Genomic DNA, 23,767 nt, shown 5'->3' with positions numbered 1-23,767 from the left:
GCGGGCCCCGCGGGCCACGGCCCTCAGGGCCCGCCCGGCAGGACGACCACCTCGGACGGGGCGAAGGTCACCCGGACCCGGTCACCCACGGCCGGAGCCCCCGCGAGGCCGCACTCGGCCTCCAGTACCGGCCCCTCCTCGGGCCTCAGCAGCAGGGCCACATGGGTGCCCCGGAAGGTGCGCGAGGCCACCTCGCAGCTCAGGCCGTCCGCTCCCAGACGTACGCCGGCTGGGCGGATCAGCAGCCGCCGCTCGCCCTCCGGCGCCCCGGCGGGGACCGGGACCTTCCCCCACGGGGTCGCGGCCGCGCCAGCGGACACGGTGGCCGGGACCACGTTCTCGAAGCCGAGGAAGCGCGCCACGAACTCGGACGCCGGCCGCTCCCAGACCTCCAGCGGCGTCCCGGCCTGCGCGATGCGCCCGTCGCGCATGACCACGACCCGGTCGGCCAGCGCGAAGGCCTCGCCCTGGTCGTGGGTGACGGCGAGCACGGTGGTGCCGAGGCGGGAGAACAGGGAGCGCAGTTCCACGACGAGCCGCTCCCGCAGCCCCCGGTCGAGCTGTCCCAGCGGCTCGTCCAGCATCAGCAGCCGCGGCGAGGGGGCCAGCGCCCGGGCCAGGGCCACCCGCTGCTGCTCACCGCCCGACAGCGAGGCCACCGCCCGGCGCCCGGCGCCCGGAAGGCCGACCAGCTCCAGCAGCTCCGCGACCCGGGCGGCCGCGGACCCGCCGGAGGCACCCCGCATCCGCAGTCCGAAGGCGACGTTCCCGCCGACGTCCCGGTGCGGGAACAGCTGGTGGTCCTGGAACATGAGACCGACCCCGCGCCGGTGCACCGGTACCGCCGCCTGGTCCGCGTCGCCGAGCAGCACCCGCCCGCCGGACACGGCCTGGAGCCCGGCGACCACCCGCAGCAGGGTGGACTTGCCGCTGCCGCTCGGCCCCAGCACGCAGACGATCTCGTGCTCGGCGACCTCCAGGTCCACCTCGTCCACGACGGCCCGGTCGCCGAAGCGGACCGACACGCCGTCGAGCCGGAGCAGGGTCATCAGAACTCTCCCGAGGTCGTGGCGGGTCGCAGCCGTTCCAGCAGCAGCAGGGACACCGCGCACACCAGCATCAAAATCGTGCTCAGGGCCATCGCCTGCCCGTAGTTCATCTCCCCGGCCCGCCCCAGCAGCCGGGCCACCGCCACCGGCAGCGTCGGGTGGTCCGGCCGGGCGATGAACACCGTCGCCCCGAACTCCCCGAGCGAGACGGCGAAGGCGAAGCCCGCGGCGATCAGCAGCGCCCGCCGCACCAGCGGCAGGTCCACCTCCCGCCAGGCCCGCAGCGGCGACGCCCCGAGCACGGCCGCCGCCTCCCGCAGCCGCCCGTCCACGGCCCGCAGCACGGGCAGCATGGTCCGCACGACGAACGGCACGCCGACGAGCGCCTGCGCCAGCGGCACCAGGATCCACGAGGTCCGCAGGTCCAGCGGCGGCTCGTCCAGCGTGATCAGGAAGCCGAAGCCCACCGTCACGGCGGACACGCCGAGGGGGAGCATCAGCAGCGCGTCGAAGCCCCGCACGAACCGGCCTCCGCGACGGGTCAGCGCCGCAGCCGCGAGCCCTCCGACGAACAGGGCGATGGCGGTGGCGGCCAGCGCGTACTGCAGGGAGTTCCAGATGGCCTCCAGCGGCGGCACCAGAAACGTTCCGCCACCGGAGCCCGCGTCCTGCAGCGCCCGGTAGAAGCCGAGCCCGTACCCGCCGGGCGCGTCGAAGGACCGCTCCACCAGCACGGCCAGCGGGGCCACGATCAGCAGCGCCACGGTCAGCAGCACCCCGCCGAGGAGGCTCCGCTGGGCCCAGCCGCGCGGGCGGTGCGCGGTGTGCGCCGGGTCCACGAGCCGCAGTGCGCCCTCGCGCCGGCGCACGGTCCGGGCGTGCACGGCGAGGATCAGGCCGACGGCGGCGAACTGGACCATCGTCAGCACCGCGGCCGTCGGCAGGTCCAGGAGCTGCGCGGTCTGCCGGTAGACCTCCACCTCCAGCGTGGAGTACGCGGGCCCGCCCAGGATCTGCACGACGCCGAAGGAGGTGAAGGTGAACAGGAACACCATCAGCGAAGCCGCGGCCACCGCCGGGCCCAGCGCGGGCAGCGTCACCCGCCGCCAGGCGGCGAACCGTCCCGCGCCCAGGACCCGGGCGGCCTCCTCCTGGCGCGGGTCCAGCTGGGCCCACAGCCCGCCGACCGTCCGGACGACGACGGCGTAGTTGAAGAAGACGTGGGCGAGCAGGATCGCCCAGACGGTGGTGTCCAGCCGGACGCCCCACAGTTCGTCGAGCAGTCCGCCCCGCCCCACCAACGCCAGGAAGGCCGATCCGACCACCACGGTGGGCAGCACGAACGGCACGGTGACCAGCGCCCGCAGCAGCTGTTTGCCGGGGAACTCGAAGCGCGCGAAGACGTACGCGGCGGGAAGGGCGATGAGCAGGGTGAGGACGGTGGAGGCGAACGCCTGCCACGTGGTGAACCACAGGACGCCCGCGATGTCGGGCCTGGCCAGGACCTCGCCGACGCGCCCGAACTGCCAGCCCTCGTCCGTCTTCAGCCCGCGCCCCACAATCGCGGCGACGGGATAGGCGAAGAACAGCCCGAAGAAGGCGAGCGGCACCGCCATCAGGGCGAACCTGACGGCGGTGGCGCGCCCGCCCTCCTTCGGGGAGGCGTCCCGCACTACTTCACGACGAGCGAGGACCATGCCTTGACCCACTGGTCACGGTTCTTGGCGATGGCGTCGGGGGCGACCGTCTCCGGCTTCTCGACGACCACGCCGTGCTTCGTGAACACCTCCGGCAGCTTCGCGTCCTTGATCACCGGGTTCACGAACATCTGGAGCGGCATGTCCTCCTGGAACTTCTTGCCCACCAGGAAGTCGATGAGCGCCTTGCCGCCCTCCTCGTTCTTCGCGCCCTTGAGCAGGCCCGCGAACTCGACCTGGCGGAAGCAGGTGCCGGTGGCCACGCCCGTGGGGGCCTCGGCCGGCTGCGGCTCGCCGTAGAGGACCTCGACCGGCGGGCTGGAGGCGTAGGAGACGACCAGCGGACGGTCGCCCTTGGCCTTCTTGCCGCCCGCGGAGCCGGAGAAGCGCTCGTTGTAGGCCTGCTCCCAGCCGTCGACGACCTCGACGCCGTTGGCCTTGAGCTTGCTCCAGTAGTCCTTCCAGCCGTCCTCGCCGTACTTGCCGACGGAGGCGAGGAGGAAGCCGAGGCCGGGCGAGGAGGTCGCGGCGTTCTCGGTGACCAGCAGGTTCTTGTACTCCGGCTTGGTCAGGTCGTCCAGCGTCTGCGGCGGGGCGATCTTCTTGTCGGCGAAGTAGGCCTTGTCGTAGTTGACGCAGATGTCACCCGAGTCGACCGGGGTGACACGGTGCTGCTGGTCGAGCACGAACTCCGGCTTGACCTGGTCCAGGCCCTTGGCCTGGTACGGGGTGAATATCCCGTTGTCGAGGGCGCGCGAGAGGAGCGTGTTGTCGACGCCGAAGAAGACGTCGCCGCGCGGGGAGCCCTTGGTGAGGATCTCCTGGTTCAGGGCGGCGCCCGCGTCGCCGGACTTCAGGACCTTGACGGTGTAGCCGCTCTGCTGCTCGAACTCCTTGAGGACCGTGTCGGTCACGTTGAAGGAGTCGTGGGAGACGAGGGTGATCGTCTTGGACTTCGGGGCGTCGCTCGCGCCCGCCGGCTTGTCCTTGGCGTCGCCGCCGCAGGCGCTGAGCGTGCCGACGCCCAGCGCGGCCACGAGCGCCGCGCCCGCGATCTTCTTGGTGGTGCTCACTGGTGAATTCCTCCTGGGATGTCCAGGAGAAGACGCGGCCCTGCCCGGCGCTCTGTGGGAGCGGACGCCGGGCAGGGCGCAACAGCTTGAGTGATGACCGAACTTCCTACCCCGAATGACCGGGGCGAGGTTCAGAGGGTCTGCGGATGACGGTTACCGCACTCTCAGCGCTGTGGCGCTCCCCTGTCGGAATGATGAAGTTGTCCGGCCACAGGGTACCTCGTGGCCGATTACGGGCGGTCGCGGCCGGAACCTAGCGCTCGGAGGCGGCCAGCTGGCCGCACGCGCCGTCGATCTCCTGGCCACGGGTGTCGCGTACGGTCACGGGCACGCCGTGCCGGGCGATGGCCTCGACGAAGGCCTTCTCGTCCTCGGGACGCGACGCGGTCCACTTCGAGCCCGGGGTCGGGTTCAGCGGGATCAGGTTGACGTGCACGCGCTTGCCCTTGAGCAGGCGGCCGAGGAGGTCACCGCGCCAGGCCTGGTCGTTGATGTCGCGGATCAGCGCGTACTCGATGGAGATGCGCCGGCCGGACTTCTCGGCGTACTCCCAGGCCGCGTCGAGGACCTCGCGGACCTTCCAGCGGGTGTTCACCGGGACCAGGGTGTCGCGCAGCTCGTCGTCCGGCGCGTGCAGCGAGACGGCGAGGCGGCACTTGAAGCCCTCGTCGGCGAAGCGCAGCATGGCCGGGACCAGGCCGACGGTGGAGACGGTGATGCCGCGCTGCGACAGGCCCAGGCCGTCGGGCTCCGGGTCGGTGAGGCGGCGGATGGCGCCGACGACCCGCTTGTAGTTGGCCAGCGGCTCGCCCATGCCCATGAAGACGATGTTGGAGAGCCGGGCCGGGCCACCGGGGACCTCGCCGTCGCGCAGCGCGCGCATGCCGTCGACGATCTGGTGCACGATCTCGGCCGTGGACAGGTTGCGGTCCAGGCCCGCCTGGCCGGTGGCGCAGAACGGGCAGTTCATGCCGCAGCCGGCCTGCGAGGAGATGCACATGGTCACCCGGTCGGGGTAGCGCATCAGCACGGACTCGACGAGCGTGCCGTCGTGCAGCTTCCACAGGGTCTTGCGGGTGGTGTCGTCGTCGCAGCTGATGTGCCGGACGACGTTCATCAGCTCCGGCAGCAGCTCCTGCTGGAGCTTCTCGCGCGACGCGGCGGGGATGTCGGTCCACTCGGCCGGGTCGTGCGCGTAGCGGGCGAAGTAGTGCTGGGAGAGCTGCTTGGCCCGGAACGGCTTCTCACCGATCGCGGCCACGGCCTCCCGGCGCTCGGCCGGGGTCAGGTCGGCGAGGTGCCGGGGCGGCTTCTTGGCCCCACGAGGGGCGACGAAGGTGAGCTCTCCCGGAACGGGGCGGGCCATGGCGGGTACTCCTTGTAAGACGAAAGGCGCGCCGCAGAAGCAGCGCGCCTTCCAAGAGTAACCGCCCGGCGTATCGCCCGGCTTTTTCGCAGGTCAGCCCGTGCCCACGAAGGCCGCCAGCAGCAGCCAGACGACCGGAGCGGTCGGCAGCAGCGAGTCGAGCCGGTCCATGATGCCGCCGTGGCCCGGGAGCAGGGTGCCCATGTCCTTGATGCCCAGGTCGCGCTTGATCATCGACTCGCCCAGGTCACCCAGGGTGGCGCTGACCGCGACAGCCAGGCCCAGCACCAGGCCCTGCCACCAGGCGCCGCCGTCGACCAGGAACTCCATGCACAGCGCGCCGGCCGCCATCGCGAAGGCCACCGCCCCGAAGAGTCCCTCGCGGGTCTTGCCGGGGCTGATGCGCGGGGCGAGCTTGGTCTTGCCGAAGCGCCAGCCGACCGCGTAGGCCCCCGTGTCGCTGACCACCGTCAGGACCAGGAAGGTCACCACCCGCTGGGGACCGTCGTCGGCGGTGAGCAGCATCGCGACGAACGTGGCCAGGAAGGGCACGTAGAACGCCGCGAAGACGCCCGCCGTGACGTCCTTGAGGTAGTCCTCGGGCGCTTCGGTCATCCGCCAGACGAGCACGGCCAGCGCCGTGAGCGCCATGGCCACCCAGGCGCCCTCGGCCCCCCGGACGTATCCGGCGATCACCATGGCCGCGCCGCCGACCGCGAGCGGGACGAGCGGGGCCTTGATGCCCTTCTTCTCCTGGAGCCGGGAGGTGAGCTCCCACAGGCCGACGACGACGGCGACGACGATCACACCGACGAAGACGGCCTTGACGATGAACAGCGAAGCGAAGATCACCGCGCCGAGGCCGACGCCGACCCCTATGGCGGCACGCAGATCCCGCCCCGCGCGCTTCTTCTGCGGCGGCGGGGAGGCGTCCTGCGGTACCTGCGAAGGCGGAGGCGGGGGGCTGGGCATGGGCTCCTGCGGCGGCGTCTCGGCGCGGAACGGGGGGCCGCCGAAGGCGGCGGCCCCCCGATCGCGTGCTTCCCGGTCGTCGAAATCACGGCCGGCGGCATCGGGCACGATGGACATGGGCCGAGTCTGCGGGCCCACCAGCGCATCGTATGCGGGACCCGCCGCCACCGGCTCGGCGGCCCAGGGAGAGTCGTTCATCAGACCTCGAGCAGCTCGGATTCCTTGTGCTTGAGCAGCTCGTCCACCTGCGCGACGTACTTCGCGGTGGTGTCGTCGAGCTCCTTCTCCGCGCGGCGCACCTCGTCCTCGCCGGCTTCCTTGTCCTTGACGAGCTTGTCGAGGGCGTCCTTGGCCTTGCGGCGCACGGAACGGATGGAGACCTTGGAGTCCTCGGCCTTGGTGCGCGCGACCTTGATGTACTCCTTGCGGCGCTCACCGGTGAGCTCCGGGAAGGTCACCCGGATGATGCGGCCGTCGTTGCTCGGGTTGACACCGAGGTCGGAGTCGCGGATCGCCTGCTCGATGTTGCGCAGCGCGGACGCGTCGAACGGCGTCACGATCGCCATGCGCGGCTCGGGAACCGCGAAGGAGGCAAGCTGGTTGATGGGCGTGATGGCACCGTAGTAGTCCGCCACGATCTTGTTGAACATCGCCGGGTGCGCACGGCCCGTGCGAATCGCGGCGAAGTCCTCCTTGGCGACGACGACGGCCTTCTCCATCTTCTCCTCGGCCTCGAGGAGGATTTCTTCGATCACCACGTGCTCCTGCATGTCAGATTTGGATGGTTCAGGCGGGCGGGGCGGTACGAGCCGCCCGGACCGGGCCCGGCCGGAGCCGGGCCTCGGTGGGGCTCAGACCCGGGTGCCCTGGTCGCTCACGAGCGTGCCGATCTTCTCACCCTTGACGGCGCGGGCGATATTGCCCTCGGCGAGGAGTTCGAAGACCAGGATCGGAAGCGCGTTGTCGCGGCACAGCGTGATGGCCGTGGCGTCGGCGACCTTGAGGTCCCGGGACAGCACCTCGCTGTACTCCAGCGCGTCGAACTTCACCGCGTCCGGGTTGGTCTTCGGGTCGGAGTCGTAGACCCCGTCGACGCCGTTCTTGCCCATGAGGAGGGCTTCGGCGTCGATCTCCAGGGCACGCTGGGCGGCCGTGGTGTCGGTGGAGAAGTAGGGCATGCCCATGCCGGCGCCGAAGATCACGACGCGGCCCTTCTCCAGGTGCCGGACGGCGCGCAGCGGGATGTACGGCTCCGCTACCTGGCCCATGGTGATGGCGGTCTGGACGCGGCTGTCGATGCCTTCCTTCTCCAGGAAGTCCTGGAGGGCGAGGCAGTTCATGACGGTGCCGAGCATGCCCATGTAGTCGGACCGGGCCCGGTCCATACCGCGCTGCTGCAGCTCGGCGCCGCGGAAGAAGTTGCCGCCGCCGATGACGATCGCGATCTCGGCGCCGTCTCGGACCACGGCCGCGATCTCGCGGGCGATGGCGTGCACGACGTCAGGGTCGACACCCAGCCCGCCGCCGCCTGAGAAGGCTTCGCCGGAGAGCTTCAGCATGAAGCGGCGACCCTTCTTCTCGTGGTCGCTCTTGTCGTCGGAAGCGGTGTGGGTGTCCACGCCCTGATTCATGGAGATCTCCTCGTGCACATACGAAGAAGGCCATTGCCGGTGGGTCCTTGCGGTTCCCTCTACGGCAATGGCCTCCTCGTCAGATCTGCGGTCGCCTCGCGCGAGCGCGGACGACTGCTTCAGACCCTACCGGGGTCCGGTGTCCGTCGCGTACGGACGGACTCAGATGCCGACCTTGATGCGGGTGAAGCGCTTCAGGGTGACACCGGCCTCGTCCAGAACCTTCTGGACGGACTTCTTGTTGTCCAGGGCGTACGGCTGGCCGAGCAGCGTGGCGTCCTTGAAGAAGCCGTTGACGCGACCCTCGACGATCTTGGCGATCGCGGCCTCGGGCTTGCCCTCGGCGCGGGTGGTCTCCTCGGCGACGCGGCGCTCGGACTCGACGATCTCGGCCGGGACGTCCTCGGCGGTGAGGTACTTCGGCGCGAACGCGGCGATGTGCTGGGCGATGCCCTTGGCCAGGTCGGCGTCGGCCTTGTCCAGCTCGACCAGGACACCGATCTGCGGGGGCAGGTCGGGCATGGTGCGGTGCATGTAGGAGGCCACGAAGGCACCCTCGTACGCCGCGAAGCGGTCCAGGACGATCTTCTCGCCGAGGTTGGCGTTGGCCTCGTCCACGAACGCCTGGACGGTCTTGCCGGCCTCGATCTCGGACGCGAGCAGCGCCTCGATGTCCGCGGGCTTGCTGGCGGCCACGTGGGCGGCGAGCTGGTCGGCGACGGCCAGGAACTTCGGGCTCTTCGCGACGAAGTCGGTCTCGCACTTGAGCTCGACGAGGACACCGGAGGTGGCGTCGGCGGCGATCAGGGAGGTGACGGCACCGTTCTCGGCGGAACGGCCCTCGCGCTTGGCGACACCCTTCAGGCCCTTGACGCGCAGGATCTCGTTGGCCTTGGTGACGTCACCGTCGGCCTCGACGAGCGCGTTCTTGCAGTCCAGCATGCCGGCGCCGGTGAGCTCGCGGAGCTTCTTGACGTCAGCGGCGGTGTAGTTCGCCATGAGTCTGTGATTCTCTCTCGAAGTCGTAGATCTACGGGTGAACGGCGGAGGCGCCGCGCTCGTGGCGCGGCTCCCCCGCCGTCATCGTCCGTGCTGCGAGTGCCCGGCGGATGAACGCCGGGCCCACTCAGTGGGTCAGGCCTGCTCGGCGTCGGCGGCCGGAGCCTCGACAGCCTCGGCGGCCGGGGCCTCGACGGCGGCGTCGGCCGCGGGGGCCTCGGCGTCGTCGGCCTTCTTCTCACCCTCGAGCAGGTCGCGCTCCCACTCGGCGAGCGGCTCGGCGGCGGCCTTCTCGCCCGGCTTCGAGTCACCGGTCGCAGCGCCGGAGCGGGCGATGAGGCCCTCGGCGACGGCGTCGGCGATCACGCGGGTGAGCAGGGTGACGGAGCGGATCGCGTCGTCGTTGCCCGGGATCTTGTAGTCGACCTCGTCGGGGTCGCAGTTGGTGTCGAGGATCGCGACCACGGGGATGTGCAGCTTGCGCGCCTCACCGACCGCGATGTGCTCCTTCTTGGTGTCGACGATCCAGACGGCGCTGGGAACCTTCGACATCTCGCGGATACCACCGAGGGTCTTCTCCAGCTTGGTCTTCTCGCGGGAGAGGACCAGGAGCTCCTTCTTGGTGAGACCCGAGGCGGCGACGTCCTCGAAGTCGATCGCCTCAAGCTCCTTCAGACGCTGGAGGCGCTTGTAGACGGTGGAGAAGTTGGTGAGCATGCCACCGAGCCAACGCTGGTTGACGTACGGCATGCCGACACGCGTCGCCTGCTCGGCGATGGCCTCCTGGGCCTGCTTCTTCGTACCGACGAACATGATGGAGCCACCGTGCGCGACGGTCTCCTTCACGAACTCGTAGGCGCGGTCGATGTACGACAGCGACTGGAGCAGGTCGATGATGTAGATGCCGTTGCGCTCGGTGAAGATGAAGCGCTTCATCTTCGGGTTCCAGCGACGGGTCTGGTGACCGAAGTGGACGCCGCTTTCCAGCAGCTCCCGCATCGTTACGACGGCCATGGCCATCTCCTTGTTTTCTCGGTTTGGTTCCTGACGCCCCGCCGCGCCCTGCCCCGAAGAGGGACCGAGAGACGCTTTCACCAGGCCGGATCCGGCCGATGCTGGGGCGTGCGAAGTCGACCCGGTGACCCGGATCGCCACAAGAAGTGTACGGGACCCGGCGGTATGCCGGGTGACGCCGTTGTCCACACCCTTTCGGCCATCCACAGGCGCGGCCGCCCGCGACCGTGTGCGCGGGAGCCTGTGGACATGACGACACTGCTGCTCACCCTGCTGCTCGCGCTGGCCCCCGCGCTGCCCCGGACCCTCGTCCCGGCCCCGGTCCCCGACCCCGTCCCGGCGGTCCGGCCGCTGCCCCCGCCGCTGTCCGTGGCGCGCTGGTGGGATCCGCCGCCGACGCCCTACGCGGCCGGCCACCGCGGGGTGGACCTCGCCGCTCCGGTGGGGGCGCGGGTACGGGCGGTCGGACCGGGCCGGGTGCACTACGCCGGGCAGGTCGCGGGCCGCGGGGTGCTCTCGCTCACCCTCCCCGGGGGCCTGCGCACGACCTACGAGCCGGTGCGGCCGCTGGTCGCGGAGGGGGAGGAGGTCACGGCGGGCCAGGAGGTCGCGGTCCTCACGGCCGGCTCGCACTGCCCGGCCCCGTGCCTGCACTGGGGCCTGCTGGCCGGGGAGAACACCTATCTCGACCCGCTGACCCTGCTCCCCCGCCCCACGCCCCGCCTCCTGCCGACGGCCGGGCCCCAGCCGGACGGGACCCCGACCTCGGCCTCCTAGCCGCGCACGCCCCGCAGGGCCATGGCGACGGCGGCCTCGGTCACCACGCCGGGTTCCTCGGCCGCGCCGAGCTCGATCCGGCGCACCGCGGCGTCCACGACGCCCTGCAGCAGCATCGCGGCCAGTCGCGGTTCCGTGTGGCCCAGGGCGCCGAGGGCCTCGACGACCATCGCGACCAGGCCGCCGTGCGCGGCGCGGATCTTCTCCCGCGCGCCCGCGTCCAGCTCGCTGGCGGAGATCGCCACCACCGCCCGGTGCCGGCGGTCCCCCACCAGGGCGAGCTGGCTGCGCACGTACGCCTCGATCTTGGCCTCGGGCGTCGGCGCCGCCTCCATGGCGGCCTCGATCTCGGCGGCCCACACGGGGAAGTCCACCGCGCACAGCTCTTCGACCACGGCCGCGCGCGACCGGAAGTACTCGTACACGGAGGACCGGGCGAGCCCGGTCCGCTCCGCGAGGGCGGGAAAGGTCAGGGCTTCCGTCCCGCCTTCGGACAGCAGGGAGCGCGCCGCGTCCAACAGGGCGCCGCGCTGCATCGACCGGTGCTCGGCCACGGAGGCCGCTCGAATCCTGGGCACGTCACCACTGTACGGAGGGTGTGCAAGGCCCGTGCCGGGTCAGCGGCCGACGTCGGCGAGCTTGGCCCTCAGCTGGAGCACGGACTTGGTGTGGATCTGGCTGACGCGGCTCTCGGTCACGCCCAGCACGTTGCCGATCTCGGCGAGGGTGAGGCCCTCGTAGTAGTAGAGGGTCACGACCGTCTTCTCCCGCTCGGGGAGCGTGTTGATCGCCCGTGCGAGCAGTCGGCGCAGTTCCCGGTCCTCGGCCACCTCGACCGGGTCGTCGGCGGCGTGGTCCTCCAGGGTGTCCATGAGGGAGAGCCGGTCGCCGCCCTCCCCGCCGACGTGCAGCAGCTCTTCGAGGGCGACCACGTTGGCCAGGGACAACTGACTGAAGACCGTGTGGAGTTCCTCCACCCCGATCCCCATCTCACCCGCCACCTCGCCCTCCGTCGGGGTCCGCCGCAGCTGGGCCTCCAGGGTGGCGTAGGCGCGCTCCACGGCCCGTGCCTTCTGCCGCACGGAGCGCGGGATCCAGTCGAGCGCCCGCAGCTCGTCGATCATCGCGCCGCGGATCCGGGTGATGGCGTACGTCTCGAACTTGATGGACCGTTCGATGTCGAACTTCTCGATCGCGTCGATCAGGCCGAAGACCCCGGAGGAGACGAAGTCGGCCTGTTCCACGTTGGGCGGCAGGCCGACGCTGACCCGGCCCGCCACGTACTTCACCAGCGGCGAGTAGTGCAGGATCAGCTGCTCCCGCAGCCGTTCGTCGCCCGAGTCCTTGTATGAGCGCCAGAGCACCTCCAGGGACGAGGGCGCGGTGGACCGCACGCTGCCACGGGCAGCGGGGGGCACCGCAGCGCGGTCGGACCCTGAGGTGTGCTGGGGCATGCTTCGCCTTTGCCGGAGCCGGATTCCTTGGGAGCGTAGCGTGACGGAAGTGTCGCGGTGCGCGAAGAGTACGGGATGGCGCGGGGGCGCAGCGGCGCCCGGACCCGCACGGGCGGCCCGGGACCGGCGCCTGGCGCTCGGCCCCGGCGGCTGCCACCGGGAAGACCGCGTCTCTCATCGCCTTCACTCTTTCACCGGAACGCCCCAGGTCAATGACCGCCTCGCCGGGTGGCCCGGGATTGCGCCCCCTCTCGTGGCGGGCGCGGGGTCAACCGCCAGTCGTCGCCCTGCCGTTCGACGAACCCCAGAGAGTGAAGTTCGTACAGTCTGCCGATGACTTCATCGGTGCCGGTGGCCGCGGCGAGGGAGATCTCCTCCAGCCGCGCGGGCCGGCCGGCCGGGAGCGCGTCGAGCACGCGGACGGTGTCCGGGGGAAGGAGGTCGCGGGCGAGCACCGGTCCGCGGCGCACGGGTGCCAGCTCGCCGATGTCGCCGACCAGTTCCACCACCTCGGCGGCGTCCGTGACGAGCTGTGCCTCGCCTCGCAGCAGTTCGTGCACTCCGGCGGAGAGGCCGCTGGTGGCGGGGCCGGGGACGCCCATGGTGAGGCGGCCGAGCCGCTGGGCCCGGCGGGCGGTGACCAGCGAGCCGCTGCGGTGGGCCGCCTCGACGACCACGGTGCCCCGGGTGAGGGCGGCGATGACCCGGTTGCGCAGGACGAAACGGCTCGGGGTGGGGTTGCCGCCGGGCGGCAGCTCCCCCAGCACCAGCCCCTGACGGGCGATCCGGCCGAGGAGCCCGGCGTGTCCGCGGGGGTAGCTCACGTCCACTCCGCAGGCCAGCACCGCGACGGTGGCGCCGCCGGTGCCGAGGGCGCCCCGGTGCGCGGCGCCGTCGATCCCGTACGCGGCGCCGGAGACCACCACCCAGCCGCGCTCTGCGAGCCCGGCGGCGAGGGTCTGCGCCATGTGGGCCCCGTACGGGGTGCACGCGCGGGCCCCGACCACGGCGACCGAACGCAGGGCCCAGGTCCGCAGGTCGGCGCCGCCCCGTAGCCAGAGCCCGACGGGCCGGGCGTCCCCGAGGTCGTCCAGCTGGGTCGGCCACTCCGCCGAACCCGGCGGGACGAACCGGCAGCCCGCCGCGGCGGCCTCCGCGAGGTCCCGCCGGGGGTCGGCGAGGGCGGCCCGTCCGCGGTACCCGTCGAGCCGCTCGGGTCCGACCCCGGTCAGCGCGCCGGACTCCGGGCCGTCGCCGGTCAGGAGCCGCATCAGCCCGACGGCCCCGTGCTCGCGCAGCCACCGGCCCCCGCACTCGTCCCCCGGTTCCAGCACCCGGGTCAGCGCGACCCGCGCCAGCACCTCCGCCCCGGCCTCCGCTGCGGCCTCCGCCCCGTCGGCGGTCACCGCCGCGCCCCCGCGTCCATGGCCGCCCCGCGGGCGATCCCGGTGCGCAGTTCCAGCGCGACGGTCACGTCCAGCGCGTCGGGGCGGTCGCGGCCGCGCAGGTCGGCCACGGTCCAGGCGACCCGTAACACCCGGTCCAGGCCCCGCGCGGTCAGCAGTCCGCGCTCCATGTCCCGCTCGGCCCGGGCCAGCGCCCCGGGGCCGGCCGGCCAGCGGGTGCGCAACTCGTGCCCGGGCACCTCGGAGTTCAGCCGCCAGGGCGTGTCGGCGAGCCGGGCGGCGGCCCGGTCGCGGGCCTCGCGGACCCGGGCGGCGACGGTCGCGGTGCTCTCCCCCCTGCCGCCCTGCCCGAGGAGGTCGGAGCGGGTCACGGGCTCGACCCCGACCCGCAGGTCGACCCGGTCCAGCAGCGGCCCCGACAACCGGGCCTGGTAGCGGCGGACCACGGCGGCCGGACATTCGCAGTCGGCGCCGTGCAGGGTGTGCCGCCCGCACGGGCAGGGGTTCGCGGCGAGGACCATCAGGAAGCGGGCCGGCAGCCGCACCACCCCGGCGGCACGTGCGATGACCACGTGCCCCGCTTCGAGGGGCTGCCGCAGGGCGTCCAGCACCTTCCCGCTGAACTCCGCGGCCTCGTCGAGGAACAGCACTCCCCGGTGGGCCAGCGAGACCGCCCCGGGCCGGGGGATCCCGGCGCCGCCGCCGACCAGGGACTGCATCGTCGCGGAGTGGTGCGGGGCGCAGTACGGGGGCCGCCCGACCAGGGGTTCGCCGGGCGGCAGGATCCCCGCGACGGAGTGGACGGCGCTCACCTCCAGGGAGTCCTGCCGGTCGAGCGGGGGCAGGAGCCACGGCAGCCGCTCGGCCAGCATCGTCTTGCCCGCGCCGGGCGGCCCGCTGAGGAAGAGGTGGTGGCCCCCCGAGGCGGCCACCTCCAGGGCCCGGCGGGCCGCGTACTGGCCGGCGACGTCGGCGAGGTCGGGAACGTCCACGGCGTCACCCCCGCCCCGGGCCAGGCCCGTACCGAGTCCGGCGCCCGGCACCACCAGCCCCGCCAGTATCGGGTCGGGGCGTCCCGGCCGGTCCGGCGGTTCCTCGTCGGGCACCGCCCCGTCGGTCAGGACGGCGATCAGCTGCCGCAGGCTGCGCACCCCGAGCACCGCGACGTCCGGGACCAGACCGGCCTCACCGGCGCACTGCTCGGGCACCACCACCTGCCGGTACCCGGCCTCGGCGGCGGCGAGCACCGCGGGCAGGATCCCCCGCACCGGGCGGACCCGGCCGTCGAGGCCCAGCTCTCCGATGAGCACGAGGTCGGCGATCGCCCCGGGGTCGACCACCTCGGCGGCGCCCAGCACCGCGACGGCGACGGCGAGGTCGAAATGGGCGCCCGCCTTAGGTACGGACGCCGGGCTGAGCCCGACCGTGAGCTTCTTCTGCGGCCACTGGGCGCCGGAGTTCACCACGGCGGCCCGCACCCGGTCCCGGCTCTCGACCAGGGTCTTGTCGGGCAGCCCCACCAGGGTGAAGGCGGCGACCCCCGGCTCCAGGTCGGCCTGGACCTCGACCACCACGCCCTCGACGCCCACCAGGGCCACCGAGCAGGCCCGCGCGAAACCCATCAGGCCACCCCCCTGACGTGCTCCACCTGCGGCGCACCACGGCGCGGCAGCAGCACTCCGACGAGGTCGATCCGCACCCCGCCCGGGGGTGGCCCGCCGTGATCGGCGAGCCAGCGCCCGGCGAGCCGGCGCAGCCGCTCGGCCTTGGCGGCCCGGACCGCGGCCATGGGGTGCTCGAAGACCCCCTGGCGGCGCGTCTTGACCTCGCACAGGACGAGGGCGTCCCCGTCCCGCGCGATGATGTCGACCTCCCCGGCCCGGCACCGCCAGTTCCGGGCGATCACCGTCATCCCCGACTCGGTCAGCCTCCGCACGGCGAGATCCTCGCCGTAGCGTCCCAGCGCCTGTCGTGCCACGCCCTTCGCGTTCATCCGGCACCACCTCCGGCACCGAGGTTCCCGTGTCCGGACGCACCGAGTGGATCTTGGTGGACAACCGGGGCGATGTGGAAAACCCGCTCACCCCCAGGGGTGAGCGGGCGGGGCGGATCAGCCGCCCGGGAGTTCGAGGTCGCTCTTGTTGAGCTCCTCGATGTTCACGTCCTTGAAGGTCAGCACCCGTACCTGCTTGACGAAACGCGCGGGCCGGTACATGTCCCAGACCCAGGCGTCCGCCATCGAGACCTCGAAGAAGACCTCCCCCTGGACCGAGTGCACCTGCATCTCGTAGTCGTTGGTCAGGTAGAAACGGCGTTCGGTCTCGATCACGTACTTGAACAGCCCGACGACGTCGCGGTACTCCCGATAGAGCTTCAGCTCCATCTCGGTCTCGTACTTTTCGAGGTCCTCGGCACTCATGGCATGTTCCCCTTCAGCCGTGCGTCCCCCTATTGTGCGCCAGCGTCACGGGCCCCTAAACGATTTCCGGGGCCAGGACCACCGGAGCACCCGGAGGACCGTCGTCGAGCAGCGTGCGCAGCAGCTCGGCGAGTCTGGTCGGGTACACCGTCTCATGGGCCGCCAGCAGTTCCTCGGAGGTCCACCACCTCGCTCCCGCGACGCTGCGCCGCTCCAGCTCGGTGAGCCCGCCCATCTCGATCGCGGTCCGGGCGGTACGGGCGAGGAAGTACCACTCGTCCTGTTCCCAGCGCCTCCCGTCGAAGGGGAAGACGCACTGGCGGTGCCACAGCACCGGCCCCAGCTCGACCTCTGTGATCCCCGTCTCCTCGGCGAGTTCCCGCAGCGCGGCCTGCTCCCGGCTCTCGTCGCCCTCCAGTCCGCCGCCCGGCGTGAACCACCAGTCGGCGGCGGGATCGTCCGGCTCGAAGCCGTGCAGCAGCAGGATCCGGTCCTCGGGGTCCAGCAGGACCACCCGGGCGACCTTCCGCAGCTCCGGGGCCGGCTGCCCGCCGGCGCCCGGCTCAGCGGGCACCGGAGGTCTCCCGCCGCCCGCGCCCCAGGATCCGTACGAGGGGTCCGTAGGCGGCCCCCAGCACCACCAGGGCGGCTCCGGCCACCACCGCCGCAACCTGGAGCCGCAGCGGTCCCGGCGCGGAGATCCCGCCGGGCAGCGAGGCGTACGCCCGCGGCCGCTCCACCATGGTCATCGACGGCCACGCCAGCGCGTCGACCCGGGCCGACACGGCCGACCTGGGCACGGTGCCCTGGCCGGCCTCCTGGAGGTGCGCGCGGGAGTCGAGCGAGGCACCGCGATGGTCGCCGAGCAGGAAGAGGTTGCCCTCGGGCACCTTCACCTCGTACGGGGCGCCGGCCGTCCCGATCGCCGCCCCGGCGCTGCCCGCCCGGTCGAGGTAGGGCTCGTCGAGTTCCTTGCCGTTCACGGTCAGCCGGCCGCCCTGGTCGCAGCAGCGGACGGTGTCGCCGCCCACGGCCACGACCCGCTTGACCATCGGCGAGCCGCTCCACTCCGTGTCGGTGAAGACGACGATGTCGCCCCGGCGCACCTGACCGCCGTCGATCCGCTGCGCCAGCACCCGGTCGTTCGGCCGGACCGTCGGCACCATCGAGTCGGTCGGCACCGTGTACGGCTGGTACACCAGGGCCCCCCAGACGAAGCCGCCGAGGAAGAGCACGAAACCGGTGGCCACGGCGAGCCCCGACAACACGTTGCCGACGCCGCCGCGGCCACCGGTGGTCCCGCGTCTTGCCTGTGTTCCGCCCATTGCAGCGCCCCCGCCTCGGAGATCGTCGACCTGGGCGGCACCCTACCGGGCGGTACGCCCGCTAGTCAGCCTCCTCCTGCGCCACAGCACCACGGGCACCGCGCCCGTCAGGCCCAGCGCCGCCGGGCCGAGCCCGACCGGGGCGAGGCCGGAGGCCCCGAGGCCGAGGGCGGTCGCCGCCGCCTGGTGGTTGATGCCGGGCTGGTCGAAGGTGTCCGGAACCGGGAGGGTGGCCCAGCGGGTGAGCGGCCACGCGACCACCACGGCCCGCCCGACGACCTTGTCGACCGGCACGAAGCCCTGGGTGGAGTCCTGCATGTGGTAGCGGGAGTCCTGGGAGTTCTGGCGGTGGTCGCCCATCACCCAGATCTTGCCCTTGGGCACGGTGATCGGGCCGAAGGGGGCGTCGTCGCAGGCGGTGTTGCCGGGGTAGATGTACGGCTCGTCCAGCGCCTTGCCGTTGACGACGACCGGTCCCCCCTTCTTGCACTCCACGGTGTCCCCGCCGATGGCGATGGTCCGCTTGATCAGGTCCTTCTCCTCGGCGGACGGCATCAGGCCGATCCAGCTGAGGGCCTTCTGCACGATGTTCGGCTCCGGGGTGGGCTCCCCCGCCAGCCAGCTCGCCGGATCGTGGAAGACGACGACCTCGCCGCGCTCGGGCTCCGAACCGAACCACGGGGTCAGCTTGTCCACCAGCACCCGGTCGCCGCGCTGCAGGGTGTTCTGCATCGAATCGGACGGGATCGAGAACGCCTGCACCAGGAAGGTCTTGATCAGCAGGGCCAGCAGGAGGGCGATACCGATGAGGAGCGGGAGCTCCTTCCAGAAGGAACGCTGCGGCCGCGCGTCCGCATCGCCCGCCTCGGCACCGGTCTCGCGCTCGACGGCATCGTCCGGCCGCTCCTCGCCCTCATCGCGTCCGGACCGCGCGCCTACCGCCACGTCCCCCACATCCACTCCTCGTTCGGAATTCGCGTCCCGCGCCGGATCGGTCGACGGGCCCTCCCCTCCCTTAACGAGCGGGAGTTCCCTAAGGCGCGGGAGACCGAGGACACACTATGCGAACGCCGTGCCCCGACGGCGCCCAAGGCGCCCGCGCCGCCGACCGGTTCGCGCCGGATCCGGCACCGACAGGAAAGTCGCCGGCTGTTCCAGCCTGCGCCAGTGGTCGAAGGGCCAGGCGATCACCACCGCCTGGCCGACCACGCCGTTCTCGTCGATCGTGCCGTCGAAGGCCTCGTCGAGGTGGTAGCGGGAGTCGGCCGAATTGGCGCGGTGGTCGCCCATCACGAAGAGCCGTCCCTTCGGCACGTGCACCTCGAAACGGATCTCGGAGGGGGCGTTGCCCGGTGACACGTACGGCTCATCGAGCGGCGCGCCGTTGACGGTCACCCGGCCCCGCGCGTCGCAGCACTTCACGGTGTCCCCGCCGACGCCCACGACCCGCTTGATGAGGTCCTGTTCGTCGGCGGACGGCAGCAGGCCGATGAAGGTCAGGGCCTCCTTGATCTGCTTGATCCCGGCCGGGTCCTGGTCCGGCTGGGCGGCCTCGCCCTTGAGCCAGCCTCCGGGGTCCTTGAACACGACGACGTCACCGCGTTCGACCTTGGAGCCGAACCAAGGGGTGAGCTTGTCCACCAGCACCCGGTCACCGATCCGGATCGTCTGCTCCATCGAGCCGGACGGGATGAAGAACGCCTGCACCAGGAAGGTCTTGAGCAGCAGCGCGATGCACAGGGCGACGACCACCAGCAGCGGCAGCTCGCCCGCCCGGCGGGTGCGCCGGCGCCGCCGGACTCGGCGCGCCAGCCGCCGCCGCTCGGCCCGGCCACCGGGCTCCGGCGCGGCGGGTTCCTCCTCGGAACCCCCGACGGACCCGGACCCGGACCCGGACCCGGACGCGGACCCGGACACGGGGAAAGGGGCCGGGTCAGGCTCAGGAGCGGGCCGCGCCGCCGGATCCGGTTCCGCCCCGCGCCCCTTGTCCCGACCGCCCCTCGGGCGTCCCCTGCTACCCATGGGAGCCGCCGCCGACCCGGGACCACGCCCCCGCGCCGTCGGGCAGCGAGCCCCAGCGCGTCACCGGCCAACCGAGCCAGTCGGCCCGTCCGATCACCTTCTCCACCGGCACCATCCCGCCGCCCGGCTCCCCCAGGTGGTCCCGGGAGTCACGGGACTGGGAGCGGTGGTCGCCCATGACCCACAGGGTCCCCAGCGGGACCACGATCCGGAAGGGCACCGCCGAGGGCGCGTCACCGGGGTGGAGGTAGGGCTCGTCGACCGCGACCCCGTTGACCTTGATCCGGCCGGCCACGTCGCAGCACACCACGTCGTCCCCGCCGACGCCCACGACCCGCTTCACGAAATCGGTCTCCGAGGGCTCCGCGAGCCCGAGCGCCGAGAACGCGCCGTGGACGGCCTCGCCGACCGGGTTGCCCGCGGGACGTTCGCGCACGAAGGAGCCGGTCCCGTCGAAGACGACCACGTCCCCGCGCTTCGGCTCCTGGCCGAAACGGTACGCCAGCTTGTTGACCAGGACCCGGTCCCCGACCTTCAGGGTCGGCTCCATCGAGCGGCTGGGGATCAGGAACGGCTGGACCACGAAGTTGGCGAACAGCAGCAGGAAGACGGTGCAGGCCACGCCGAGCAGCCCCGCCCGCCGCCAGGACGACGCGCGTCCGCCCCGGCCGGAAAACGCAGAACGCGGCCCCTCCTCCCCCTGCTCGGGGGAGGAGTGGCCGCGCTGTGTGAGCTCTGCTTCGGTGTCCATCGGGGGCGAGCCTATCCGGCCTGCCTGTGGACCCGGAGAGGAGATCAGCGGTCGCGCTTCTCCTTGATCTTCGCGGCCTTGCCGCGGAGCTCACGGAGGAAGTACAGCTTGGCGCGACGCACGTCACCGCGGGTGACGAGCTCGATCTTCTCGAAGATCGGGGAGTGCACGGGGAAGGTGCGCTCGACGCCGACGCTGAAGGAGACCTTGCGAACGGTGAAGGTCTCGGAGACGCCAGAGCCCTGGCGACGGATGACAACGCCCTTGAACTGCTGGATACGGGAGCGGTTGCCCTCGATCACGCGGACGTGCACGTTGATCGTGTCACCCGGGCGGAAGGCCGGGACGTCCGTGCGCAGGGAGGCGGCGTTGACGCCATCGAGCAGGTGAGACATGTTCTTCGTCTGCTTTCTTCGCACGACGCCACAGGTCGCCGGTGCGGATTTCCGTAGAGAATTCGGGAGCCGTGACACGTCGCGGACGACGGTCCCCCTGTGGCAGGGGCGTACGCGAGCACACAGCAGCCGCCTATTCTTCCACGGCCTGCGGCCTGCGCCAAAATCGGCCGTCGGCGGTGGGCTTCCAGCCCAGGATGCTCAGGATCTCCCGGTCCTTCTTGTCGAAGGCGGAGGCCTCGCAGCGCTCGATCAGGTCCGGGCGGTTGCGCGCCGTCCGGCGGAAGGCCTCGTCCCTGCGCCACCGCGCGATCTTCCCGTGGTGGCCGCTGAGCAGCACCTCGGGGATCCCGCGCCCCCGCCACTGCGGGGGCTTGGTGTACACGGGGCCCTCCAGCAGGTTGGCCATCTCGCCGGGCGCGAAGGAGTCGTCGCGGTGCGATTCCGCGTTGCCGAGCACCCCCGGCAGGAGCCGGGCCACGGCCTCCGTGACGACCAGGACCGCGGCCTCGCCGCCCGCCAGGACGTAGTCGCCGATGGACACCTCGTAGACCGGCATCCGCGTCGCGTACTCGTCGATGACGCGGCGGTCGATGCCCTCGTACCGGGCCGGGGTGAAGATGAGCCAGGGGCGCTCGGAGAGCTCGACGGCCAGTTCCTGGGTGAAGGGGCGGCCGCTGGGCGTCGGGACGACCAGGACCGGACCCCGGGCTCCGGACTCGTAGCCGTCGGCCAGCGCCGAATCCAGGGCCTCGCCCCACGGATCGGTCTTCATGACCATGCCCGGTCCGCCGCCGTACGGGGTGTCGTCGACCGTGTTGTGCCGGTCGTACGTCCAGTCCCGCAGGTCGTGGACGTGTACGTCGAGCTGGCCGCGCGCCCGCGCCTTGCCGACGAGGGAGACGTTCAGCGGCTCCAGGTACTCGGGGAAGATCGTGACGACGTCCAGCCGCATCAGGCGTCGTCCCCGCCCTCGGCCCCTGCACCGGCGTCGGCGTCACGCGATGACGCGATCTCGGCGCGGTCGTCGATCAGCCCGGGCGGCGGGGTGATGACGCAGCGCTGCTCCTCCAGGTCGATCTCGGCGACGATCTCCTCGACGAAGGGGATCATGACCTCGCTGCCGTCCGGGCGCTCGACGATGAAGAGGTCCTGGGAGGGCAGGTGGGAGATCTCGGTGATCCGGCCGACCTCGGTGCCGTCCTCGAGCACCACGTCCAGGTCCATCAGCTGGTGGTCGTAGTACTCGTCGGGCTCCTCCGGCAGCTCCGCCGGGTCGACGTCGGCGATCAGCAGGATGTTGCGCAGCGCCTCGGCGCCGGTGCGGTCCTTGACGCCCGCGAAGCGGAGCAGGAGCCGGCTGCTGTGCACCCGGCCCGTCTCGATGGTCAGCGGACCCGCCGACGCCGGTTCGGTCCGCAGGACGGCACCGGGGCTGAGCCGGAGCTCCGGCTCGTCCGTCCGCACCTCGACGGTGACCTCACCCTTGATCCCGTGGGCGCGGCCGATCCGCGCGACTACCAGCTCCACTGTGCGTCTCTTCCCCTTTTCACGGCCGGACCGCCGCCGCTCTCGCGGAGGCGGTACCTCTGCGTCGTGGTTTCTCAATCAATGGTCGCTCTGCTCACGCGCAGAAACGACTCGGGCCGGGGAAGGCGACGAACGCCCTCCCCGGCCCGTGCCGGTGATTCAAATCCTCAGCGGACCTGGTCCACGTCGACGAGGTCGACGCGGATCCCACGGCCGCCGATGGCGCCCACGACGGTACGCAGCGCACGTGCGGTGCGGCCGTTGCGGCCGATCACCTTCCCGAGGTCGTCCGGGTGGACCCGGACCTCGAGCACCTGTCCGCGGCGCAGGTTGCGCGAGGCGACCTGCACGTCGTCGGGGTTGTCCACAATGCCCTTCACGAGGTGCTCAAGAGCCTCCTCGAGCATGATCAGGCCTCGGTCGACTCGGCGGCGGCCTCAGCCTCGTCCGCCTTCTTGTCGGCCTTCTTGGCCTTCTGGGTGATGGCCTCGCCCTTGGTCTCGCCGATGCCCTCGAGGGCCTTGGCGAACTCGTCGAAGGAGCGACGCTTGCTCTCCTTCGTCTCCGGCTGGAGCAGCGGCGCGGGGGCCGGGAGGCCCTTGTGCGCCTGCCAGTCACCGGTCAGCTTCAGGATGGCGAGAACAGCCTCGGTGGGCTGGGCGCCAACGGACAGCCAGTACTGCGCACGCTCGGCGTTGACCTCGATGCGCGACGGGTTGTACGTCGGGTGGTAGATACCGATCTCTTCGATCGCGCGACCGTCACGGCGGGTGCGGGCGTCGGCGACGACGATGCGGTAGTGCGGCTGGCGAATCTTGCCGAGGCGCTTGAGCTTGATCTTGACTGCCACTGGAGTGGTGTCTCCTGAACTTGACGTGGTTGGGCACATGAGATGCCACGTGGGGTTGCGGTACTCGGGTGCCCGATGGACGCGTCAGCCGGAGGAGAGAGGGGTCCTATGCGACTGTCGAGTACAGCTGTTCATTGTGCCACATGCCTGCGGCGCTTCTCACGGGGAGGGGCGATCGGAGGCGTGCGACAGCACGCCGCCGGGCCACCGCCCCGTCGACGGCCCACGCCCGACCGCCGCCCCGGTACGGCCGTGGGGCCGCGGGCTCAGGAGGCGGCCGCCGAAACGGCGACCTCGGGGATGCGGAACGGCTTCATGCAGCCGCCGCACACGATCGGCGCCTGGGCCAGCACGGACGGGACCACCCGGACGTTGCGCCCGCAGTCGCAGACCGCCTTGACCCGTACGCCGCCGCCGGAGGAGCCGTGCCGGGCGGCCGGACCGCGGAAGCTGCGCTTGGTGTCGGCGGCCGTGGCCGCCGTGTGCGCCTTCAGTGCGCGCTGGAGCCGCTCCATGGTGGGGCGGTAGCGCTTCTTGGCCTCGGGATTGAGGGAGACCAGGGAGAACCCGCTGCTGGCGTGCGGCTCCTCGGAGTGGTCCAGCCCCATCTCCTCGGCGATCGCCAGGAATCTGCGGTTGTGGTAGCGGCCGGCTCGCGAGGTGTCACGGACACCGCGGGCGGCCGCGATGCCGTGGACTGCCTCGTGCAGCAGTCGCTCGAAGGAGAGCTCCGCGCCGCAGGCGGACGAGGACTCTCCGATCAGGGACTCGGGCGCGGCAAGGTCAGGCAGCTCGGGGTGGTACCGCTGAATGTCGGCCCACGCCTGCGCCAGCTCTGCGGCGAGAACAGGTGGTGTCGTGCTCACGTCGTGACAACGAGCCGGGGTGCCCCGGTGTTCCGATTCCGGGCCATTCCAAATTTTTTGCACGTACCAGTCAGTTCACTCTGATGCGTCCCGAGGAGGACGGGTGCGTCGATCTCAGGAGGAGTCGGTACGTAACGAAGACCGGCAACGGCCACGCCCCCGGCGCGCGGC

At 71.8% G+C, this 23,767-nt stretch carries 26 protein-coding genes, 1 pseudogene and 1 riboswitch; of the genes and pseudogenes, 1 reads left to right on the top strand and 26 read right to left on the bottom strand.

The window, feature by feature from the left end; all coding sequences use genetic code 11:
- Positions 1 to 23 precede the first annotated feature (23 nt).
- The 9 genes from ABZW32_RS25910 to rpsB form a co-directional block, all read right to left on the bottom strand.
- On the bottom strand, positions 24 to 1,049 hold the full coding sequence (locus tag ABZW32_RS25910; RefSeq protein ID WP_356219905.1) for an ABC transporter ATP-binding protein: 1,026 nt from the start codon (positions 1,047 to 1,049) through the stop codon (positions 24 to 26).
- Entirely contained in the window at positions 1,049 to 2,665 is a 1,617-nt protein-coding gene (locus ABZW32_RS25905; RefSeq protein WP_356219938.1) for an iron ABC transporter permease, read from the bottom strand. Before ABZW32_RS25905 ends, ABZW32_RS25910 begins: the two co-directional genes overlap by 1 nt.
- Before the next feature lie 56 nt (positions 2,666 to 2,721).
- Positions 2,722 to 3,819: a thiamine ABC transporter substrate-binding protein gene (locus ABZW32_RS25900; protein ID WP_356219902.1), complete on the bottom strand. Its 1,098-nt coding sequence runs from the start codon at positions 3,817 to 3,819 to the stop codon at positions 2,722 to 2,724.
- An 85-nt stretch (positions 3,820 to 3,904) separates the two neighbouring features.
- A riboswitch (TPP riboswitch) is annotated at positions 3,905 to 4,014 on the bottom strand.
- 58 nt (positions 4,015 to 4,072) lie between these two features.
- Positions 4,073 to 5,185, bottom strand: a complete 1,113-nt coding sequence (rlmN, locus tag ABZW32_RS25895) for a 23S rRNA (adenine(2503)-C(2))-methyltransferase RlmN (protein WP_266842615.1) — start codon at positions 5,183 to 5,185, stop codon at positions 4,073 to 4,075.
- 93 nt (positions 5,186 to 5,278) lie between these two features.
- Positions 5,279 to 6,355: a phosphatidate cytidylyltransferase gene (locus ABZW32_RS25890; protein ID WP_356219899.1), complete on the bottom strand. Its 1,077-nt coding sequence runs from the start codon at positions 6,353 to 6,355 to the stop codon at positions 5,279 to 5,281.
- Positions 6,355 to 6,912: a ribosome recycling factor gene (gene frr, locus ABZW32_RS25885; protein WP_030227444.1), complete on the bottom strand. Its 558-nt coding sequence runs from the start codon at positions 6,910 to 6,912 to the stop codon at positions 6,355 to 6,357. The genes ABZW32_RS25890 and frr overlap by 1 nt, the downstream gene beginning before the upstream one ends.
- A 96-nt stretch (positions 6,913 to 7,008) precedes the next feature.
- Positions 7,009 to 7,788 (bottom strand): UMP kinase, encoded by a 780-nt coding sequence (gene pyrH / locus ABZW32_RS25880; RefSeq protein WP_030227443.1) that lies wholly within the window; start codon positions 7,786 to 7,788, stop codon positions 7,009 to 7,011.
- A gap of 162 nt (positions 7,789 to 7,950) precedes the next feature.
- Positions 7,951 to 8,787: a translation elongation factor Ts gene (gene tsf / locus ABZW32_RS25875; protein WP_030227440.1), complete on the bottom strand. Its 837-nt coding sequence runs from the start codon at positions 8,785 to 8,787 to the stop codon at positions 7,951 to 7,953.
- Positions 8,788 to 8,922: 135 nt separating this feature from the next.
- Positions 8,923 to 9,801 carry a 30S ribosomal protein S2 gene (gene rpsB, locus ABZW32_RS25870; RefSeq protein WP_280918380.1) on the bottom strand — a complete coding sequence of 293 codons (879 nt, stop codon included), beginning with the start codon at positions 9,799 to 9,801 and terminating at the stop codon, positions 8,923 to 8,925.
- 249 nt (positions 9,802 to 10,050) lie between these two features.
- Between rpsB and ABZW32_RS25865 the strand changes: the two genes are divergently transcribed.
- Positions 10,051 to 10,578, top strand: a complete 528-nt coding sequence (locus ABZW32_RS25865; protein WP_356219894.1) for a M23 family metallopeptidase — start codon at positions 10,051 to 10,053, stop codon at positions 10,576 to 10,578.
- Here ABZW32_RS25865 and ABZW32_RS25860 read toward each other — a convergent pair.
- From ABZW32_RS25860 to ABZW32_RS25780, 17 genes and pseudogenes are all read right to left on the bottom strand, one after another.
- On the bottom strand, positions 10,575 to 11,132 hold the full coding sequence (locus ABZW32_RS25860) for a helix-turn-helix domain-containing protein (protein WP_356219935.1): 558 nt from the start codon (positions 11,130 to 11,132) through the stop codon (positions 10,575 to 10,577). The genes ABZW32_RS25865 and ABZW32_RS25860 overlap by 4 nt on opposite strands.
- A gap of 63 nt (positions 11,133 to 11,195) precedes the next feature.
- The gene (gene whiG, locus ABZW32_RS25855) at positions 11,196 to 12,032 is read right to left on the bottom strand and encodes an RNA polymerase sigma factor WhiG (protein ID WP_030227431.1); all 837 of its coding nucleotides are present in this window, start codon (positions 12,030 to 12,032) and stop codon (positions 11,196 to 11,198) included.
- Positions 12,033 to 12,241: 209 nt separating this feature from the next.
- The gene (gene dprA, locus ABZW32_RS25850) at positions 12,242 to 13,438 is read right to left on the bottom strand and encodes a DNA-processing protein DprA (protein ID WP_356219891.1); all 1,197 of its coding nucleotides are present in this window, start codon (positions 13,436 to 13,438) and stop codon (positions 12,242 to 12,244) included.
- Positions 13,435 to 15,060 carry an ATP-binding protein gene (locus ABZW32_RS25845; RefSeq protein ID WP_356219888.1) on the bottom strand — a complete coding sequence of 542 codons (1,626 nt, stop codon included), beginning with the start codon at positions 15,058 to 15,060 and terminating at the stop codon, positions 13,435 to 13,437. Before ABZW32_RS25845 ends, dprA begins: the two co-directional genes overlap by 4 nt.
- Positions 15,060 to 15,431: a YraN family protein gene (locus tag ABZW32_RS25840; RefSeq protein ID WP_356219884.1), complete on the bottom strand. Its 372-nt coding sequence runs from the start codon at positions 15,429 to 15,431 to the stop codon at positions 15,060 to 15,062. The genes ABZW32_RS25845 and ABZW32_RS25840 overlap by 1 nt, the downstream gene beginning before the upstream one ends.
- 117 nt (positions 15,432 to 15,548) lie before the next feature.
- Positions 15,549 to 15,857: a DUF2469 domain-containing protein gene (locus ABZW32_RS25835; RefSeq protein ID WP_003965949.1), complete on the bottom strand. Its 309-nt coding sequence runs from the start codon at positions 15,855 to 15,857 to the stop codon at positions 15,549 to 15,551.
- 55 nt (positions 15,858 to 15,912) lie between these two features.
- Positions 15,913 to 16,431 carry an NUDIX hydrolase gene (locus tag ABZW32_RS25830; RefSeq protein ID WP_356219882.1) on the bottom strand — a complete coding sequence of 173 codons (519 nt, stop codon included), beginning with the start codon at positions 16,429 to 16,431 and terminating at the stop codon, positions 15,913 to 15,915.
- On the bottom strand, positions 16,421 to 17,182 hold the full coding sequence (gene lepB, locus ABZW32_RS25825) for a signal peptidase I (protein WP_356219879.1): 762 nt from the start codon (positions 17,180 to 17,182) through the stop codon (positions 16,421 to 16,423). The genes ABZW32_RS25830 and lepB (ABZW32_RS25825) overlap by 11 nt, the downstream gene beginning before the upstream one ends.
- A gap of 42 nt (positions 17,183 to 17,224) precedes the next feature.
- Complete coding sequence (lepB, locus tag ABZW32_RS25820; protein WP_356219877.1) at positions 17,225 to 18,127, bottom strand: signal peptidase I; 903 nt, start codon at positions 18,125 to 18,127, stop codon at positions 17,225 to 17,227.
- Positions 18,096 to 19,204: pseudogene (lepB, locus tag ABZW32_RS25815) on the bottom strand (signal peptidase I). Before lepB (ABZW32_RS25815) ends, lepB (ABZW32_RS25820) begins: the two are co-directional and overlap by 32 nt.
- Entirely contained in the window at positions 19,197 to 19,955 is a 759-nt protein-coding gene (gene lepB / locus ABZW32_RS25810) for a signal peptidase I (RefSeq protein ID WP_356219874.1), read from the bottom strand. Before lepB (ABZW32_RS25810) ends, lepB (ABZW32_RS25815) begins: the two are co-directional and overlap by 8 nt.
- Before the next feature lie 44 nt (positions 19,956 to 19,999).
- Positions 20,000 to 20,350: a 50S ribosomal protein L19 gene (rplS, locus tag ABZW32_RS25805; protein WP_030227407.1), complete on the bottom strand. Its 351-nt coding sequence runs from the start codon at positions 20,348 to 20,350 to the stop codon at positions 20,000 to 20,002.
- A gap of 133 nt (positions 20,351 to 20,483) precedes the next feature.
- Positions 20,484 to 21,305, bottom strand: a complete 822-nt coding sequence (gene trmD / locus ABZW32_RS25800; protein ID WP_280918388.1) for a tRNA (guanosine(37)-N1)-methyltransferase TrmD — start codon at positions 21,303 to 21,305, stop codon at positions 20,484 to 20,486.
- Positions 21,305 to 21,880, bottom strand: coding sequence for a ribosome maturation factor RimM (rimM, locus tag ABZW32_RS25795; protein WP_356219871.1), 576 nt, complete (start codon positions 21,878 to 21,880; stop codon positions 21,305 to 21,307). Before rimM ends, trmD begins: the two co-directional genes overlap by 1 nt.
- 167 nt (positions 21,881 to 22,047) lie before the next feature.
- The gene (locus ABZW32_RS25790) at positions 22,048 to 22,287 is read right to left on the bottom strand and encodes an RNA-binding protein (protein WP_007266827.1); all 240 of its coding nucleotides are present in this window, start codon (positions 22,285 to 22,287) and stop codon (positions 22,048 to 22,050) included.
- Between the two features lie 2 nt (positions 22,288 to 22,289).
- Entirely contained in the window at positions 22,290 to 22,730 is a 441-nt protein-coding gene (gene rpsP / locus ABZW32_RS25785) for a 30S ribosomal protein S16 (protein WP_030162461.1), read from the bottom strand.
- A gap of 266 nt (positions 22,731 to 22,996) precedes the next feature.
- The gene (locus ABZW32_RS25780) at positions 22,997 to 23,596 is read right to left on the bottom strand and encodes a hypothetical protein (protein ID WP_280918391.1); all 600 of its coding nucleotides are present in this window, start codon (positions 23,594 to 23,596) and stop codon (positions 22,997 to 22,999) included.
- Between the last annotated feature and the right edge of the window lie 171 nt (positions 23,597 to 23,767).

Origin of the sequence: Streptomyces sp. NPDC004667 (assembly GCF_040609475.1) — a bacterium.
Taxonomy (GTDB): domain Bacteria; phylum Actinomycetota; class Actinomycetes; order Streptomycetales; family Streptomycetaceae; genus Streptomyces.
This window is presented reverse-complemented; position numbering and strand designations above follow the sequence as displayed.